Annotated in this window: 2 protein-coding genes; both read left to right on the forward strand. The window is 47.9% G+C overall.

What is annotated here, in order from left to right; all coding sequences use genetic code 11:
- On the forward strand, positions 1-343 hold a 343-nt coding region (gene gspL, locus R7Q11_RS25325; protein ID WP_225466900.1), incomplete at its 5' end, for a type II secretion system protein GspL.
- A 7-nt stretch (positions 344-350) separates the two neighbouring features.
- Positions 351-842: a type II secretion system protein M gene (locus tag R7Q11_RS25330; RefSeq protein WP_005458943.1), complete on the forward strand. Its 492-nt coding sequence runs from the start codon at positions 351-353 to the stop codon at positions 840-842.
- Positions 843-878 lie beyond the last annotated feature (36 nt).

Consider the following 878-nt stretch of genomic DNA (forward strand, 5'->3'; position numbering starts at 1 on the left):
CCGTCAGGTTTTCCCAAACAAGAATCGAATTCCGACCGTAAGCTACTTAAAGCGCCAAATGACGGATGAAGAGCGCCGTTTATCTGGTGGCTCAACAGATGTTGCGATGTTGTCTTGGCTTGCTGCCTTGCCAGCAACGCTTGGTCAGGTGAAAGATCTAGAAATCACCAGCTTTAAGTATGACGGCCAACGTGGTGAAGTGCGCATTCACGCACGTAGCTCAGACTTCCAGCCTTTTGAGCAGGCACGTGTGAAGTTGGCTGAGAAGTTTAATGTTGAGCAAGGTCAGCTTAATCGCAGCGATAACGTTGTGATGGGTAGCTTTGTGTTGAAGCGTCAGTGAGGTGATGATGAAGAATTTAATTTCTCAAGCGCAAGCTTGGTGGAGTGGCATCTCTCAGCGTGAACAACGACTTGTGCTGGGCTGTGGTGCATTCGCCATCCTTGGCATTCTTTACTGGGGGCTGCTGCAGCCGATGAGCCAACGTGCAGAGTTGGCGCAATCTCGTATCCAAAGTGAAAAGCAATTGCTTACATGGGTACAAGACAAAGCTGATGACATTACCGCATTGAGAAAAAGCGGGGGTGTCAGTTTTTCCAATCAGCCACTTAACCAACTTGTCTCTTCATCAGCGCGCCGTTTTAAGGTGGAACTGATTCGTGTGCAACCACGCAACGACAGTGTGCAAGTGTGGATTAAACCGCTCGCATTCAACCAGTTGGTGGATTGGCTACGCTACTTGAAAGAGCAGCAAGGCATTGAAGTTGAATTTTTAGACATCGATCGTACAGACCAAGCGGGCATGATTGATGTGAACCGTCTGCAATTTAAGCGAGGTTAAGGTGAAGCGAGCAGTACTTTACGTTGTTATCTTTAT

This window comes from Vibrio sp. 970 (genome assembly GCF_033339075.1).